This window comes from Opitutus sp. GAS368, from assembly GCF_900104925.1.
Lineage (GTDB): Bacteria > Verrucomicrobiota > Verrucomicrobiia > Opitutales > Opitutaceae > Lacunisphaera.
Window position 1 is genome coordinate 3,090,581 of the sequence record NZ_LT629735.1, and the last position, 15,999, is coordinate 3,106,579.

General features: G+C 61.0%; 13 protein-coding genes and 3 tRNA genes. 4 read left to right on the forward strand and 12 right to left on the reverse strand.

What is annotated here, in order from left to right:
- Window positions 1-85: 85 nt before the first annotated feature.
- The 3 genes from BLU29_RS13260 to BLU29_RS13270 form a co-directional block, all read right to left on the reverse strand.
- The gene (locus BLU29_RS13260; protein ID WP_091058772.1) at window positions 86-1,183 is read right to left on the reverse strand and encodes a FecR domain-containing protein; all 1,098 of its coding nucleotides are present in this window, start codon (window positions 1,181-1,183) and stop codon (window positions 86-88) included.
- Window positions 1,180-1,746: an RNA polymerase sigma factor gene (locus BLU29_RS13265; RefSeq protein WP_172830263.1), complete on the reverse strand. Its 567-nt coding sequence runs from the start codon at window positions 1,744-1,746 to the stop codon at window positions 1,180-1,182. Before BLU29_RS13265 ends, BLU29_RS13260 begins: the two co-directional genes overlap by 4 nt.
- A 368-nt stretch (window positions 1,747-2,114) precedes the next feature.
- Window positions 2,115-2,597: a hypothetical protein gene (locus tag BLU29_RS13270; RefSeq protein ID WP_091058778.1), complete on the reverse strand. Its 483-nt coding sequence runs from the start codon at window positions 2,595-2,597 to the stop codon at window positions 2,115-2,117.
- 170 nt (window positions 2,598-2,767) lie between these two features.
- On the opposite strand from BLU29_RS13270, the gene BLU29_RS13275 reads away from it, so the two are divergent.
- On the forward strand, window positions 2,768-3,430 hold the full coding sequence (locus BLU29_RS13275) for a lysophospholipid acyltransferase family protein (protein ID WP_157693854.1): 663 nt from the start codon (window positions 2,768-2,770) through the stop codon (window positions 3,428-3,430).
- Between the two features lie 625 nt (window positions 3,431-4,055).
- On the opposite strand, the gene BLU29_RS13280 is transcribed toward BLU29_RS13275, so the two are convergent.
- The gene (locus BLU29_RS13280) at window positions 4,056-4,439 is read right to left on the reverse strand and encodes a hypothetical protein (protein ID WP_091058783.1); all 384 of its coding nucleotides are present in this window, start codon (window positions 4,437-4,439) and stop codon (window positions 4,056-4,058) included.
- Window positions 4,440-4,866: 427 nt separating this feature from the next.
- Here BLU29_RS13280 and BLU29_RS13285 point away from each other — a divergent pair, with 427 nt between their 5' ends.
- A complete protein-coding gene (locus BLU29_RS13285) occupies window positions 4,867-7,335 on the forward strand; it encodes a hypothetical protein (RefSeq protein WP_091058786.1) in 2,469 nt (822 codons plus the stop codon).
- A 536-nt stretch (window positions 7,336-7,871) separates the two neighbouring features.
- Here BLU29_RS13285 and BLU29_RS18320 read toward each other — a convergent pair.
- Window positions 7,872-8,162 carry a hypothetical protein gene (locus BLU29_RS18320; protein ID WP_172830264.1) on the reverse strand — a complete coding sequence of 97 codons (291 nt, stop codon included), beginning with the start codon at window positions 8,160-8,162 and terminating at the stop codon, window positions 7,872-7,874.
- A 93-nt stretch (window positions 8,163-8,255) separates the two neighbouring features.
- On the opposite strand from BLU29_RS18320, the gene BLU29_RS13290 reads away from it, so the two are divergent.
- Window positions 8,256-10,271 (forward strand): response regulator, encoded by a 2,016-nt coding sequence (locus tag BLU29_RS13290; RefSeq protein WP_172830265.1) that lies wholly within the window; start codon window positions 8,256-8,258, stop codon window positions 10,269-10,271.
- A gap of 38 nt (window positions 10,272-10,309) precedes the next feature.
- Here the strand turns inward: BLU29_RS13290 and BLU29_RS13295 are convergent, their stop codons facing one another.
- The 5 genes from BLU29_RS13295 to BLU29_RS13315 form a co-directional block, all read right to left on the reverse strand.
- On the reverse strand, window positions 10,310-10,558 hold the full coding sequence (locus BLU29_RS13295; RefSeq protein ID WP_091058791.1) for a GIY-YIG nuclease family protein: 249 nt from the start codon (window positions 10,556-10,558) through the stop codon (window positions 10,310-10,312).
- A gap of 143 nt (window positions 10,559-10,701) precedes the next feature.
- A tRNA-Ala gene (locus BLU29_RS13300) sits at window positions 10,702-10,777 on the reverse strand.
- A gap of 102 nt (window positions 10,778-10,879) precedes the next feature.
- Window positions 10,880-12,940, reverse strand: a complete 2,061-nt coding sequence (locus BLU29_RS13305) for a TIR domain-containing protein (RefSeq protein WP_157693855.1) — start codon at window positions 12,938-12,940, stop codon at window positions 10,880-10,882.
- A gap of 257 nt (window positions 12,941-13,197) precedes the next feature.
- Window positions 13,198-13,274, reverse strand: a tRNA-Arg gene (locus BLU29_RS13310).
- 49 nt (window positions 13,275-13,323) lie between these two features.
- Entirely contained in the window at window positions 13,324-13,752 is a 429-nt protein-coding gene (locus BLU29_RS13315; protein WP_091058796.1) for a VanZ family protein, read from the reverse strand.
- A 308-nt stretch (window positions 13,753-14,060) separates the two neighbouring features.
- Here BLU29_RS13315 and BLU29_RS13320 point away from each other — a divergent pair.
- A tRNA-Pro gene (locus BLU29_RS13320) sits at window positions 14,061-14,137 on the forward strand.
- Window positions 14,138-14,297: 160 nt separating this feature from the next.
- Here the strand turns inward: BLU29_RS13320 and BLU29_RS13325 are convergent.
- Together BLU29_RS13325 and BLU29_RS18120 are read right to left on the reverse strand one after the other, a co-directional pair.
- Window positions 14,298-14,693, reverse strand: coding sequence for a PLD nuclease N-terminal domain-containing protein (locus BLU29_RS13325; RefSeq protein WP_091058799.1), 396 nt, complete (start codon window positions 14,691-14,693; stop codon window positions 14,298-14,300).
- Entirely contained in the window at window positions 14,690-15,862 is a 1,173-nt protein-coding gene (locus BLU29_RS18120; protein ID WP_172830266.1) for a hypothetical protein, read from the reverse strand. The genes BLU29_RS13325 and BLU29_RS18120 overlap by 4 nt, the downstream gene beginning before the upstream one ends.
- Window positions 15,863-15,999: the final 137 nt, after the last annotated feature.

The window sequence follows — 15,999 nt, forward strand, 5'->3', positions numbered from 1 at the left end:
TAAGGGTGGGGCCGCCGCGACATGCAGTCGGCCGCTGTCCCCTTTGAGACGCGCGAACCGGCCGGGCCCAGTGACAACAATCTGTTCAGCGCCGCCGGCGCAGGATGATTTCGGAGCCCCGGTGCTCAGCCGTGACGTCGAAATTCTCCTCCAGCACCTCGACAAAATTCTCGATGCTGTCGTAGCGGATGCGGCCGCTGATCCGCAGGCCTTCGAGGTCGGTGCCGCGGACCTGGAGATGCACGGCGCGCGGGCCGTCCTGCCCGGCGGCCGAGCGGTTGAACCGTTCCACGACCTCCGCGAGCGGCATGGCGTCGAAGACCAGCCGGCTGCTTTGCCAGGAGAGGGCACGGGCGATCTGGGGCTCGCTCAGATTCTCGACGACGAGTTCCGGCGGTGTCGACGGGGTGGGAGCGGTGGGCACCGCGGTCCGTTGCCCGGCGACGAGAATCACGCCCGGGCCGAGCGCCGCCGGGGTTGCGGCGTCCCGGTGCGCTTCGCCGGAAACCGCGAGCGGCCGGCTGGCGGAGGTGACGCCCACCTTGCCCTCGGTCACAAGGACATCCACGGCGGTGGCGCCGAGCCGGACGTCGAAGGCGGTGCCGACGGCGCGGACGGAGATATTGTTCGCCTCGACGATGAACGGCCGGAGCGGATTCTTCGCCACCTCAAAGTGAGCCTCGCCGCGCACCAGGCGGACGCGGCGCTCCGTGGCCGTGAAATGCTCGGCCACTTCGCTCCCGGAATTCAGCTCGACCCGGGAGCCGTCGGGCAGGCGCAGGAAATGCGGGGCGGCGGCGACCAGCGGCGCGGGGGCCACAGTCGACGAGGGAGCCTGCCACCAGAAGAGGGCGGTCAGGGCGACGGCCGCCGCCGCCGCAACAGCCAGCGCCACCGGGGCGAAACCCCGGCGACGAACCAGCAGGTCCGGATCGACGGCCCCGTCCGGCGGGCGCGGATAAAAGGCCAGCCGGTCGAAAGTCTGGTAGGCGTCGTCGACCTCGGCCAGCATGGCCACGTGCCGCGGATCGGCGGCGCACCACTCGGCCAAGGCGGCCTGTTCATCCGGGCTCAACGGCCGCGCCGCCCGGAGCGCCAGCCATTCGGCCGCCTGCCGCTGGATGGATTGGGCGGTTGCGATCCCGGAGGAGGGTGTCGGCGTGGGGTGGACGGGTTTCATCATTTCCGGTTCACGCCATGGCGGCGCAGGTATTCCGTGCAGCTTTCCATGCCCCGCACCACATGGGTGCGGACCGTGTTTTCGGAGATGCCCAGTTTTTCGGCAACCTGCTTTTCGGTGAGGCCATAGATCTTGGTTAAAGTGATGACTTGGCGGCAACGGGTGGGCAGTCCCCGCAGCGCATCGGCCAGGAATTCGAGTTCCTGGCGGGCGCTGACGGTTGCCGGCACATCCGATCCTTCATCTAAGACGTGCAACTGCCCGGTTTCCGCGACAGCATCCGTGCGGGAAGCCACCCGGTGGCGCACTTCGTCGATGGCGGCGTTGCGGGCGATGGCAAACAGCACGGCCTTGGGTGATCTGGGCATTGCGGTGCCGGGTTGGCTCTGGCGCCGCCAGAGGCGCAGGAAGGCAATCTGGGCGATGTCCTCCACATCCGGCAGCCGGGGAAACCGCGACCGCAGCCAGGATTTCAGCGCCGGGGCATGGGGGTGCACCTCGGCCACGAACCAACGCCCCTGATCGGTGCTGGGGGTCGGCTCGGAGGCGGGCAACAACGGGTTCACTCCGGGGAAGGGGTTGGGCTTGGTGGGGCGGATCTCGGACGATGCTGGGGCAACTGAATGCGGCGCTGCCAGGGGAGGGGAGGCAACAACCTGCGCTATGACGGAGGGAACAATAACCACCTTCGCTTAACGCTGCCTGAATCGGAGCTGAATTTTGAGAAAGGAACCGATGCGGCCGCGTTTCATGGCATACAGGATCCGGAACGAGATCCTTTGACGGCGCATAGCTACCGATGAGGGTGGCGCGGAGGATAACGACGGTGGACCGAGTCACCTGGCAGCGGCCATTTGGTTGGTGTAGGGTCGGCGCTAGTCGCCGGACCGCGCTGACTCCCAATCCGGTCCGCCGACAAGCGGCGACCCTACATTTATCGTGCTGCTTTGGCCAGGACCGCCTGCCAGAGCGCGGTTTCGCCAGGCATGCCGTGGGCCGTGAGCTTGGCGGTGATTTGCGCCAGGCTGGGCTCCTCGACGAGGTGCTTTGGGTCATCGGGAAACTCCGGCCGGACCGCACGGGCGAGCGCCCAGCAGGCCCAGGTGCGCCAGCGGCGCTGTTCGCGGCGAGGCTCGTTCATCCGGTCGGCGAGGTGTTGGAAATGCACGCGCGGGTTGCCGATGAAGACATCCGGCGGCGTGTGGCGCAGGAACCACGCCATGGCCTCGTAGGGCAGGGGCCAGTCGCGCAGCTCCGTCTCGTGGCCGCGCACATCGGACAGCAGCGCCCGGTCGAGCTTCAGGATGGCGCGCGCCGCCAGGCCGCGCTGCCAGAGGTATTGGGCGTAGGTCAGGGCCGTCAGGTAGAACTCCGCATCGCGTTCGTCGCCGTGGGCGGTGAGCGCGCCGGCGTCCATCGCCGCGGGAGCCGGCGGCAGGTGGGGACAGGGGGGGAAAGGTGCGGAAGAGGACAGAGGACGGAAGACAGAGGACAGAGGACGGAAGGGACAAGTTTAACTTGGCGGCGGGCCCGGGCTTCCCGCATAACGGGGGCCTGCCCACAGAAGACTCAGCTTCCGTCAACGAAGTGCGCGGCTGGAAATACGCGCTGCTCTGGCTGCTGGCCGTCCTGCTGCGGCTCTGGAACCGGACGCTGCGCTTCGAGGCCGACGCGGAAACGGTGGCGCGGCTGAGCAAGTGCGACGTGCCGATCGCCTTCGTGCTCTGGCACAACCGGCTCTTTATTTCACCAGAGATTTTCCGCCGTTACCGCACCCGGCGCCCCCTGTATGGCCTGGTGAGCGCGAGCAAGGACGGCGCGTGGCTGGCGGCGTTCTACCGGCTGATCGGCATTGTGCCCGTGCGCGGCTCGAGCAGCAATTTCGGCCGCGAGGCGGGCAAGGCTTTGATCGAGGTCATGCGCGCCGGGCACGACATCGGGATCACGCCCGACGGCCCGCGCGGGCCGATCTATGAGGTCGAGCCGGGCGTGCTGGTCGTGACGCGGCGCAACAACGCCCCGATTGTGCTGCTCGGCGCCGAGTTTGGCCCGGCCAAGCGGCTGCGCAGCTGGGACCGGTTCTACATTCCATGGCCGTTCACGCGGATCAAGCTGCGGTGCACCGTGCTGCCGGCGAAAAACGCCGACGGCACGAAGGTTGGCGCCGCCGAGGTGCAGGCGGCGCTGCGGGCGATCAACCCGGACCCGCCTTCGCCCAGCTCCGGCGCGGCAAGCCCGCCTGCCGTGTAAGACGGAAAACGGTTCTTAACCACTAGGGAGTGTTATCAAACCCAACAAATACCCGGTTTCTGTCATTCTGAACGAAGTGAAGAATCCATGCGTTCGCTCGCGATATGGCCTTCGTTGCCGTGGATCCTTCGCTTCGCTCAGGATGACAAACCGGGTTTGAAAACACTCCCTAATGGGCACTAACCGGAGCACTAATCAGGATTTGTGACCCATTAGTGTGGATTAGGGTGTGTCTTCAAACCTCCGCAAAGGACCACTAATATCAATCGCCTCAAGCTACTACACTCTACACCAAGGTCGCCAAGACCGCGAAGCAGATCCTGCGAAGGGAAATATCTCTGCGTTCTTTGCGGCCTTCGTGTAAAAGCTTTGGGTGTTTGGTATAATGGGATTTCACCAATGATGAAATCCACAGAAACCGCTCCGGCTGATCGCCTGCGCGGTGGGTTTCGGGGGGCCGCTAATCGCGGGCAGAGAGGGCGGCGATCAGCCGCCCCCTGAACCTGGCGGCGGAGGCGATCAGCCGGAGCAGTGAAATTAGATTCCGCCGTTGGCGGAATCTTTTTAGTGGTCCCCCTTCCGAGCTTTGAAAACACTCCCTGGTGGTGACCCGTCTGGGTTCGGTTCAGAACGACGGCGTGATCGTGACGCTCTGGCCGGGGGCCGCGACGAAGTCCTCGCCGCTGCTCCAGGAGAGGTCGTTCACCAGCACCTTGAAGGTGACCGGGGCCTTGGCGTTCTTGACGCTGGCGGTCCAGAGGCCGGCGCCGGTGCAATCCATGGCGACGCCGCGGTCCCAGCTCAGGCCCGGGCCCTCGCCGCGGAGGAAGAGGTGGTTGCCGAAGCCGATGTCAATTTGCGCGGAGATAAAGGTCGCAGGCGGTTCGCCGGTCTTCTTTTTGGCGGGCGCGGCCTTCTTGGCGAGGATGGCCTTGATGGTCTTTGCCGTGGCCTGGGTGCGCGCGGGCGCGGCCTTCGCCGGAGAAATCTTCTTGGTGGTCTTTTTCATGTTGGTATTCTGTTTCAAGATTAAGGAGGTGGGTCAATTTCTCCCCGCCTCGGTCACCCGCAACAGCAATTTCGGCGCCAATTGGGTGACAGGGTTAAGTCACGCTGGGCAAGGGGGTAAGCCAGCACGGTTTTGGCCCGGAGTGGCGGCGGGATGGGACTCATACCTGCAGTGGGCAGCCAAGGCCTGCCTTCGCCCAAGCTCCCGCCATCGCCCGTTGGGCCATGGCGGACAAGTCGGAGGGCAATTCTCTTTCCGCTCCGGAAAGAAAATTGGTGGACCACAAGTCCGCTCAGCACGAACGAATGGGTGTTAAACGCCAAACGAATGGCTTTTCTAAATCAGATTGCCCACACCAGTGCAGTGGGGCACACAATCAACGGGGCCAACGCACGCTGACGATTCGGCGGACTTACACTGACGTACTATGCCCCCCGCCAAAATCCTTGCAACTCTCGCCCTCGGGCTTGTGGCAGAGGTTTGTTCAGCGCAAAATGCTCCTGCCGCCGACCCGACGCAGTTTGCGGCGGCAAGGCAACAACTGGAAAAGACCCAGGCCCAGGCCGTGGCCAATGCCGAGAAACTTGATAAAGCGGTTGAAGTCATGGTCCCTGAGATTCAAGCGGCCGTGGCGGCGAATGCGCCCATCAGCTCATATGACGTTTTCTTGGAAAAGCTCAGTGCCCTCAGCTCAGGGAGCACCAACTACAGGGGCTACAGCCAGCCAGGCAGGGTCGAAAGCCTTCGGGGTTTTCTCATGCGTTGGCAGGATTACCTCCACGCGATGAGCAAAGACGACCTGGACGCCGCGGCACAAACCCTGCACCAGATGATCCAAGACGCGGTGGGTTTCCCGGTGATTCCGCGCAGCAGGCTCATTGAAATCCAAGATCAGATCGCCAGCAAGATGGCGGAAAACGACCATGCTTTGCTGGATCCATTTCTAAAGCGACTGGCCGCCACTTTTGATTCCGCCCGCGGGGCCGCAGACTTCGACGGGCTGCTGACCGACGTGGCAATCGCGGAAGCCGCGGAAACCAAAGCCCACCCCTCGCGCGCCAACAATGGCCCCGTTCGAACCCTCCAGGAAATCCGCATGTTCGTGAGCCGATGGCGGCAGTATTTCATCTTTCGCGACGAGGGCAGGCCGCGAGATGCGCAGGACGTGATTATCAGCCTGACCAATAATAACAATAATTACGGAAGCGGAGAGATCAGTGCCCAATATGGCGCAAAAATCCGGGAAATAATGAAAATGCCCAAAGCCAATGCCGCCAACTCGGTGCCATTGAAGGTGGGGGATCTCACGCTCGGGAATCTGGATGCCTTCGCGGCTGCGATCAAGACACACGAAGGTCAATTTGGCATGAACGAATACCCGCGTTTGGCCTTTGCCGTCGAAAGACTCATCTCAGCCCGCGATAGCCTGGTGCGGATTCCGTCCCGCCTGGATGCCTTCAATTGCCTCTACTACAAAACCCCCGATATCCTGCTCAACAATACGGGTGATTTCTCCGCCGCTTTGGATAGCATCCGGCAAACCCTGCTTCTTCGGGGCATAATCCGCTATCTCAACACGCAAATTGTGCCCCTCGACAAGGAGACCCCAAATGCGTTTCTACAGCGGGTCTTCCAAGAGGAATATGCGGCAAAGCACTATGGCAATGCTTACGTCACCCTCAAACTGGGTGAAATCCTCAATGAAAGGCCCCCCGCGGACGAACGAGAGCCGTTTGTTATCGTGCTTCATGGTCTCGTGGATGGCATCCAGCAAGAGGCGGCGAAACGATATATTCCGGCGGCAAAATCCTACCTCCGGGTAATTCCGTTGCAAGAACCGTGGATCGGTTTGCCGATCGATGAAATTGCTTCCAGGCTGGATAAAATCAAAGCCGACCATCCCGCGGAATATATCGCGGCATTCGGGAAGCCCGGTCAGATAAGGATAAGCTGGCCGGCCTCGCGCAAAGTGTCGCCCGGCAAGTTTGTCTCGACCCTGCCCAAACGCAAAGATCATGAACTGCCGGATGACTGGCAAATGTTCTACTTCGGGCATCTTGGAGTCAGCCCAGACGATGATCCTGACGGCGATAATATAACCAACGAAGATGAATATCTGAACGACACCGATCCCACCGATTTCTTCAACGGTGCGATTCCCACGCTCACGGTTCTGGCCGGCACCAACTCCCCGACCGGGGTGTATCTCGTAAGAGTCACGCGACCAAACGGTGAACCTTGGCCCGGCGCCCCGGTTAATTTTGAAATTCCCCCTTCGGTCGGTCAACTGGCCGAAAGCGCTGATGGCACCCCTTTCTCCGATCACCTTAGCGTCCGCGCCGACGAATACGGCTTGGCCAGGATATTCATACTGCCCCCTGAGCCGCCCACCCCGAAGTCCAGCGCGGTCACCCCACCACCGGCACAGAATTTCCCCGTTTCGGTATCGGTGCCTGCACGCAATAGGCCACCGGTGACCAAACCGAACTTGACTGCGGCGGCCGGTGGCTCAGCGAGCAAGGGACTTCCCGGCGCGTGGCAGATGCAATACTTCGGTCACCTCGGGGTTGACCCGGACGGAGACCCCGACGAAGACGGGCTGACCAACCAACAGGAATACGAGCAAGGCACGGACCCAACCGATTATTACAACGGGGAAACACCGGTCATTACGCCTCTGACTGGAACAGACCCCGAGACAGGAGAGTATGCAGTGAGAATCACCCGTCCGAACGGGGTGCCATATGTCCATGCGCCTGTCAGTTTCGACGTTCCGGCTGACGCCGCAGCAATTGCCGCCAACCCCGAGACCACCATCACCGACCAGCATGTTAGTCTCCGGACTGACGCAAATGGGATAGCCCGGGTGTATATCCGGCCGCCCGAACACCATTGACTTAACGTCAAGCGAGCAACGAAAAGCATCCGTTCGCATCCCAAAGTGGTGGAGCACAAGTTCGTTTATCGCGAACCGAGGAGCGCTAAGCTTTTCTGCGAACAAAGAAATCAGGTGTTAAACAACACCTCCGAGCGGATGCTGAACAAGGCTGGCCGGTAAGCTTAGTCCCTCGACTGATCCCGTGCCCCTCAATGCGGTCATCTTGCGGAAAGAGCTTAGCCATAAGCGGTCTAGGATTGCCTAACCATACTCCCATCCCAACTTTGGGCTCAGGCGAACCCGAGGGCTACGGCGGAGCCGCATTGCTATGCAAAGTGAGCCGATTCCCCTCTTGGTTTTGATTGGCCTACTCGTTGCAGTCGCCCAAGCAGCCGTACCAACTATCGTTTTGTACCCTTTACCGTCATGACAAAGCTAGGTAGTGTATCAGTTTGGTTTTAGGGGGTTGAGGCTCTCCTTCCATGAACGGACTCAGTATCACCACCAAAGTCAGCCTGCTGGGCGGAGTATGCGCAGCCATAGTTTTCATTGGCTCATTGAACCTTTTGTCTTGGGTGGCCGCCAACACGGCGGCGGACGATCAGTCCTACCGTGCAGCCCTCCAGCAAATAGAACTGGCGAGGATCATGCAGCTGGATTTCAAGAAACAGGTTCAGGAGTGGAAGGATGTCTTGCTGCGAGGCCATGACGCCGCCGATTTCGAAAAATACCACCGGCAATTCCTGAACCAGGAAAATCGGGTGCAAACGGATGGGAAAATGCTGGCCGCGGTGCTCGTTCAGCCGGCCGATCGTGGCGTCGTCGATAAGTTCCTGAGGATGCACGAAGACTTGGGCCGGAAGTATCGCGAGGCATTGGAGATTTTTGTCAAAAGCGGCCGGATGGATTACAAATCAGCCGACGCCAGAGTCCGGGGCATGGATCGCGAGCCAACCGACCTGATCGACGCCGTCGTTCGCATCATCAAAAGACAGCAAGTTGACTACTTCACGTTCCACCAGGCGGACCGGTACCAGGAGCACCAGATCGTAACGCTGGAGATTGCCGCAATCAGCCTGGGGCTCATTGTGTTCGGCGTTTGGAGCAGCCAGCGGATGCTCAAGCCCGTTTTAAGCCTCACCGCCGTGATGTCCCGCGTCTCAAATGAGCGCGACTATTCGTTGCGGGCGGCGCAAGGCGGCGGCGACGAGCTGGGAAAACTGGCGGAGGTGTTCAATGAGATGCTGACCACAATTCAGCGTCAAAACACGGCCTTGGAACAAGGACGCATCGAGCGCGAGCGACGAATGGAAGAGCTGCGGATCGCGAAGGAGGCCGCCGAAGCCGCGACCAAGACCAAAAGCGAGTTTTTGGCCAACATGAGCCACGAGATCCGGACGCCGATGAACGGCGTCATCGGCATGACCGGCCTGCTCCTCGACACCGAACTTGATCCGCAGCAGCGCGAATACGCCGAGACGATCCGCACCAGCGCGGACACCCTGCTCACCGTCATCAACGACATCCTCGACTTCTCCAAGATCGAGGCCGGCAAACTCCACTTCGAGGAGCTGGATTTCGACCTGATCGAGACGGTCGAGGGCACGCTCGACATGCTGGCCGAACGGGCGCAGCGCAAGAACATCGAGCTGGTCAGCGCCATTCCTCCCGATGTCCATGCCCGGCTGCGGGGCGATCCCGGCCGGGTGCGCCAGATATTGGTCAACCTCATCGGCAACGCCATCAAGTTCACCGAGCAGGGCGAGGTCGTGGTCCGGGTCTCCGAGGAGCGTGCAACCGAGACGGACGCCACGGTGCGCTTCAGCGTTATCGACACGGGCATCGGCATCGCTTCCGAAGTACAGGCCAAACTCTTCCAGGCCTTCACCCAGGCCGATAGTTCCACCACGCGTCGCTATGGTGGCACCGGCCTCGGCCTCGCGATTTCCAAGCAGCTCGTCGCGATGATGCACGGTGAGATCGGCGTGCAGAGTGAACTGGGCAAAGGGACCACCTTCTGGTTCACCGCCACCTTCCCCAAGCAGATCGGGCCGCCCAGGTCCGAGGCCGAACTCAGCCGCGATTTGTTCAATCTCCGGGTGCTGGTGGTGGATGACAACGCCACCAACCGCCAGATCCTGCGCCACCAGATTTTCGCCTGGAAGATGCAGAAAGGCAGCGCCGCCGGCGGGCACGAGGCCCTGCAGATTCTGCGGGCGGCTGCCGCCAGCGGCAGCCCCTACGACGTGGCGCTCCTCGACATGCAGATGCCCGAGATGGACGGTCTGACCCTGGCCCGCGCCATCAAGGCCGACCCCGCCATTGCCGCAACACGGCTGATTATCCTGACCTCGCTCGGCCATTTCATGAGTTCGGCCGAGCTTAAAGAGGTCGGGATCGACGCCTATCTCGTCAAGCCCGTCAAACAGTCGCGTTTGTTCGACTGCCTGATCTCCGCCGTCGGCCAAGCGGATGCCGTGGCCATCTTTGCCAAGGCGACGCCTTCGTCCAACGTTCCCTCCACCCCGGCTTCCGGGCCGCAGACCAAGGTGCGCATCTTGTTGGCCGAAGACAACGTCGTGAACCAGAAGGTGGCGCTGGCCCAACTGAAAAAACTAGGCTACACGGCCGATGCCGTGGCCAACGGCCGCGAAGTGGTGCAGGCGCTGGAAGATGTGCCCTATGATTTGGTCTTCATGGATTGCCAGATGCCGGAGATGGACGGTTACGAGGCCACGCAAACGATCCGACGGCGGGAGAGCGACTCCATCGCTTCCGGTTGCCCGAAGCCGCGGGTCCACATCATCGCCATGACCGCCAATGCCATGCAGGGCGACCGGGAGAAATGCCTCGCCGTCGGCATGGACGACTACGTCAGCAAACCCGTGCGGGAAATCGATCTCCGCGGAGCCCTCAACCGCTGGGCCTCGACCAAGCGGCTGGCTTCCTCCTGAAGGAAGAGCACACCGGTCACACAAAAGCGGACAACAACTCACAAGCGCTTTTTACTGAACGCACGGCCCGACGGAGATTTGAGATATTTCTCGAAGGCGGCGGCTTGGCTTCGATCACGGAATGCAACGGCGGTCTTGACGCGCCAGGGCCGGAATTTCGCGGTGTGGGGAACCCCGCCTTCATTGTGCTTCGCCAGGCGGGCCGCCAGATCTTCCGTGAGGCCAACATAAAAACCGCCCCCAAGGGTCAGGGACTCCAGAATGTAGACGTAGGCGAATTCTTTCATGGCATTCGGCCCGTCGTTGTGTCCTTTGGCCCGCCTACGCCCTGCGGGCTTCGGCGCGGCAGCCTTCGCCTAAGGTATCGTGAGTTTGTCCTCTTGATACTGATTGGCTTGCCGAGCCGTAGCTCGCGCAAGCGAGCGAAGGCTGGTGGAGCAGATCGGGATCAAACCGACGACCTCGTCGTTGCGAACGACGCGCTCTATCAACTGAGCTACTGCCCCGAAAGTGGAACGGGTTAATTGAAGGACGCCCCCGCCGGAGTAAACCAAAATTTTCACCCCGCCCCGCGGCAGGTAAAAGGGCGGCAATCCCCGGTCGCGGCCTCACTTTCCCGGCAGTTTCACGTCAAACTTGATCGCGGCCAGCTGCTCGGGCGCCTTGCCGATCTTGCGGAGGAACGGCAGCCAGCGCGGATCGGAATGCAGGCTGGCGAGCTGGGGCTCGACCATGATGATGGAGAGGCCCGTGTCCCGGTAGGTCACCGCTTTCTCCAGCCACTCAAAGGCCCGGTCGGTTTCCCCGCGGTAGGCCAGGATGCCGGCGACATTGAAGGCCGACCCCTTTTCCCATTTGGCAATGAAGGCGGCGAGCACGGCGTCAGATTCCGCCTTCCGCCCCAGTGCGTGATAGACCAGGGGCAGTCCGTTGTCCCGCCAGCCTTCCGCGGGTTCCCGCTGCATCTCGGCCAGCGCGGCCTGCGGGTCATGCTTGGCCAGCAACGCCAGGCCGATGATGTAGTGCGCCACGACCCGTCCGGGGCTGATGGCCAGCGAGGCGCGGCAGGCGGCAATGGCATCGTCCGGGCGTCCCGCATAGAGGTAGGTGATGCCCAGATTGAGCTGGGCGAAGGGACTCAGCGGGTCGCGGGCGATGTTGTATTCGCGGAGCGCGACGGCCTGGTCCAGCCGCCCGAGGTTTTGGACCAGGGTGGCCGCGGAGAGCATCAGGCCGGCGTTGGCGGGCTCCAGCGCGAGGGCGTGTTCCAGATAGCGGGCCGCGGCGGCCACGTCTCCGTCGTAGTTCATCGCGATATTGGCGAGGGCCGGGTAGGTCCACACGTAGTCCGGGTCGATCGCCAGTGACTTGTTGGCCGCCTCGCGCGCGAGGCGGAAATCATCGTCGACCGTGCGGACACTGCCGGTGCCGTCGGCCCCCTCATTGGCGTAGGCGACGGCCAGGCGGGTCCAAGCCGCGGCATAGTTCGGGTCAATGGCGAGCGCCTGCTGCATCAGCGAGATCATCTGTTGCGATCGGTCGGCCTTGGCCTGGCGGGCAATCTCGCTGGTGCGCAGGAAAAGCTCGTAGGCCCGGGGATCGGTTTTCCGCGTCTTGGCCGGCGCGCCCAGCAGGGCGAGCTTCAGCTGCGTCACCACGGCAGTCGCGATCTCGTCCTGCACGGCGAAGATGTCGGTCAGGTCCCGGTCGTAGGTCTCCGACCACAGGTGCGTGTCAGTGCGGGCGTCGATCAACTGCGCGGTGATGCGCAGCTTGTTGCCGGACTTGCGCACCGAGCCCTCGAGGACGTGGGCGACATGGAGGCGCCGGGCGATCTCCGGGATATCCACGTTCCGGCCCTTGAAGGAGAAGGCGGAACTGCGCGAAGTCACGAGCAGGGTCGGAGTCTTGGCCAGCAGGTCCAGCAGTTCCTCCGTCAGGCCGTCGGACATGTATTCCTGGTCATGGCCTGACGACATGTCCACGAATGGCAGCACCGCGATGGACTTGTCGCTCGTGGCCGCCGGCGTCGGGGCGGGTGGGGGCGCCACCGTCGGCGAAGCGACGGAAACGGCGGGGCGGTTCAGCCAGAAATAGCCGCCCACGACGAAGGCGGCGGCAATGGCACCCAGCACGACTGTCCGGCGCGGAAACGCGGATTTTCCGGCGGCCGCGGCGGCGGGCCGGGGCGCGCGGGCGGCGGGTTTGGCTGCGGCCGCGTCAGCGGAGCGAGCGGGCTGCAACAGCCGCTGGACCTGCCCGACGAACGCCGGGGTGGTCTGGCCGTCCGGGAGACGTGTGCAATGGGCCCGGAGGAACTGCTCGGGCACGTCGGCGGCGGACTCGGGGGTGTCATCCACGAGCACCGGCACGAGGAAGGACCGGCTCTCGGACATGTCGTGCGTGCGGTCCACCGCCATTTTCCATTCCCGGCGGAAATAGCCTTCCGCGCGTGCCTGGGTCTGGGCGGAGATGATCGGAATGAACAGGGCGCATTCCCGGATCTGGCGGCGGATCTTCTGGTCCCAGAGGTCGCCGCCGCGCAGTTCGCTCTGGTCGAACCAGACCTCGATCCCGGCCGCGCGCAGCGCCTCGGCGATCTGCCGGGCGGCGTCGGTATCTTCGCGGGCATAGCTCAGGAAAACCGCCTTGGGCAATGGCTCGGGCATGATCGGGTGTGTGCGCCAAGCTCCGGGGCCGGCGCGTATTTTATTGGGGAAGCGCTTGGCGCACGCGAGCGCATTTTGTTCCGGCCGGCCATGCAGGGTCCGGCTGAACCGGCGGACGGTTTGCCCACGTGGCGCCCGAGCAGCCGGAGGCGGGCGAAGTATGGCCGTGCCACCCGGCCTGTCAGCCATCTTGTCCGCCATAGGCCAGGCGACGGCGGAAGCCTTGGCGACGGCTGAAGCTCCGCAGGAGCGAAGGGTGGCGTCCCCAGCGTGACTCGAACACGCGACCGTCGGTTTAGAAAACCGATGCTCTATCCAGCTGAGCTATGAGGACAAATCCGGCCAGCTAGATGAAGGCTCTTTTGCCCGATTGCAGCATTTTTTCAGGCCGGCTCCCCCCGGCTTTTCCGCCAGCCGGCGGCCAGGGCGAGGGCGGCGAGCGCCCCGGCCGTGTCGATCAGCACGTCCCACGCCGAGGCCGTGCGGCCCGGCACGAAGCTCTGGTGGAACTCATCGGTCGCGGCGTAGGCGGCGGCGATCACCAGCGCCAGGACAAACGGCCTGGCTCCGCGTCCGCCAATGGCCTGGCGCAGGAGCAGGGCGAGGATGGCGTATTCGGTGAGGTGGCCGGCCTTGCGGATCAGGAAATGGAGGTGCGCGATCGTGTCGGGGGCGGCATAGGGGAGCAGCCAGTGCAGGAACGGCCCGATGAAGCGCGCGGTGTTTTCGCTGGCCCCGAGGCTGGTGGACATCGAGAAAATGAAGCCCATCCACAGGACGACGGGCAGCCAGCGAAGGCTAGGGCGCAGCATGGCTAAGGCTGCCGGGTAGAACAGGGGCAGGTCAACCCCTTGAGGACAGGGTGTCAGTGTCAGCTAAGCCACGGATTGCACGGATAGGCACGGATAAACACCCCCAAGGCTGATTTTCACAGGAGGGAACCGAGACAAGGCAGGAGGTATGAAAACACACCTTTGTTCTCTCTGTGGTCTCCTGTGAAAGTGGATTGAGCTGGATTCAAAGGCCTGAATCCGTAGCCAAAATCCCCGGATTATTTAGCCAAGGAAAGGGCTTGCCTAGGGCCGGAGCATCAGCCTTCTTGCACCTTCCGATGAATCATCGGGCTGTAGCGTAGCCTGGTAGCGCGCTTGCATGGGGTGCAAGAGGTCGTGAGTTCGAATCTCACCAGCCCGACCATTTTCCCCAAAACGCACTGAGGTGACTTAGTGCGTTTTTTTGTGACTACTGACGACGTATCAGATCACTTATGAAATTTTGCAAGAACGACTGACGATGACTAGAAAAGTAACGAGGTGACCGAAAACGAACCCTGTTTGTGTGCGATCTGTGTGCATTTTTAACGACCTTTGGACCGGCTGGATTTTGCCTCTCCCCAGACGGCATCACTGATCGACTTAGCACGCTGCTTTTCGTCATGCATGGCCGAATGATCAAAACTTGTCTGTGAGACTTGAGCATGTACTAGGGCAGGGGGAGGAGAGTCATGGGCAACAATCTGAGGTGGGTTTGGAGTCTTTTGCCGGCCGATCATAAAATAAAGGGCAGCACCTATTGGTCCGCCAAGTAACGTTACGAGAACCCACACGATGCGGTCTTTGTCATGGCGATGTGTGAGGCAGTGAATCAACGCGAAGAGCCAGAAGCCTAACATGCCGATTCCGAAAATAACAGAGGCTAGCATCATCATGATGCCCCCAGCCATAATGCCGCTTAGCTGATCCGTAGAATTCATCCTTTTAGCAGATATTTAGTCACGGAAATCTTTTTGTTTCCGCTTTTCGGAGTTATCTCCCAGTTGCCGTTGTCCTGAGAAATATGGACATGCCAATAAGCTTTTTCTTCGGTGACTGTTTGATTGAACGTCGCTAACCAGGTTGAAAATTCGCTGAATGGAATCTTTAGGATGTCTCGCTCGGAACCACATCCAAATGTAACCCAAGCGGTCTTATATGTTTCTAATTGGGATTTTTGAGAAGGGTGGAAAGCAAACCAATAGCCTGTTTGGGCACCCGATCCGAATTCTCGTGATATAGCCACGTATACACCCATGGAGCCATCAGGTGTCGCATGTAATGCCGGTGATTGCTTTACCAACGTCTCTTTGAAGTGCTTTTGGAGCCGGTCTACGCAAGCGGCCCGGAAATTGACGGGCGTGAATTTCTTGCCCTTCTTTTTGTCTTCTTGTGGTTCAGCCTCTGGGATTTCTTCATCAGGTTTCGCGTCTTTAGTGGCCGTGAACACCAGGTCTATGATCCCATCTACGCGGGTGAATTCCTGCGGGGTTAATATTTCGCGAATGCGATGCAGGGTTTGCTGATTCTCTGTCTCTTCCTTGATTCGGAGCAGTCGGAGAAGAGCCTCCACACTGATAATTCTAATGTCCCAGGCATAGCGCGAGCCGCGGACCTGTGCCTCAAGGCCGCCAGTATCTTCACGCCCAACTACGTAGAGAATAGACGATTTATCCTCTGATAAGCGGGTTTCTTTAATGAGCTCTTTCCGGTAGTCAGCTGCAGTATCAAGGGAGAGCCGATATGCATCGGTGGTTTTTACCTCAACGAGGATGGTAACTCCGTTTTCAGTATGCCACAGTCCGTCAAATCCAATTTCCCCAGCGGTTCCACGATAACGGCCATTCTCGATCTTGAATCCAAGTCGCTTGCCTATCTGATTTACGATGTCTTGTAGGGCCAGCCCGCTATCCTGGAATGGGGACTCTAGGCATTGCATGGCATATGCACTGAGCTCATTGGAGCTCACATGGGCTAAGTATTCGCGGAATTCCTCAGAGGTGTGATTGCCGTCTTTAAGTTTTCCATCGCCAGCAAATACGAGCACTTGGTTTATAACCTTTCCACGGAGCTGGTCCGGTGTTTTTTTCCAAATTTCAACTAAAGGCATAAAGTGGAGTGTGAATCTCATTAGCCCGCTTGTAGTCATGCGGACAAATGTGAGGATATTAACGGTTAGAAAGTGCTCGGTTGCCCTAATTAATGGTGCTGTTTTGAAAGTGCGACTGAGCGTGATGAGGCTGTATG